This is a genomic window from Staphylococcus sp. HMSC062H10, assembly GCF_001836945.1.
Classification (GTDB): domain Bacteria; phylum Bacillota; class Bacilli; order Staphylococcales; family Staphylococcaceae; genus Staphylococcus; species Staphylococcus aureus.
The window spans coordinates 1,394-1,937 of record NZ_KV830979.1 but is presented as its reverse complement, the minus strand read 5'-3'; the positions used below and the strand labels follow the sequence as shown (position 1 = coordinate 1,937).

Below are 544 nucleotides of genomic sequence, written 5' to 3'. Positions count from 1 at the left end.
GTATCATCCCACTGATCTCATTCGCAATCTCGTTGTACATTTGACTTAGTTTTTCTTCGAAAGTCATATTATCTCCCCTAAAGGTTAGTTTCTTCTTGCTCTTTAACATATTGCTCGATTTCTTTAACTTTATTAATTTCATATTCCGTTTCTGGTAAAACACCAAACTTTTTATACATATAATAGTTTTCCTTTCCTGATGGGCCAAAACCTAATTTAATCCAATCTATATAATCAAACGATACTTTCAAATTACCCTCTCTTGTAAAATCAAATTCACATGATGTCCATGGTTCTAAATCTTCTTCTTTAAATGCGTTTCTTAACTTCTTAAACAATCTATATAAATCTGTCCACAAATCATAAAATTCTTTTTCAGAGACATTATACTCTCTAGGGATATATGTGTAATAATTCAATTCCTCGCTACCTGGTTTAGTATAATTAAAAACGACTTCTCCACCTTCATCATCTACATAGGCAATTGTATATACCTTTTCCCACTCTACAGGTATCATCCCACTGATCTCATTCGCAATCTCGT

General features: G+C 32.2%; 1 protein-coding gene and 1 pseudogene. Both read right to left on the bottom strand.

Features of this window, described 5'->3' with window-relative positions:
* Window positions 1-67 (bottom strand): annotated as a pseudogene (locus tag HMPREF2658_RS14855) (TIGR01741 family protein); the annotation flags it as partial.
* A gap of 10 nt (window positions 68-77) precedes the next feature.
* The coding region (locus tag HMPREF2658_RS07285) for a TIGR01741 family protein (protein WP_070854294.1) at window positions 78-544 on the bottom strand (467 nt) is incomplete at its 5' end.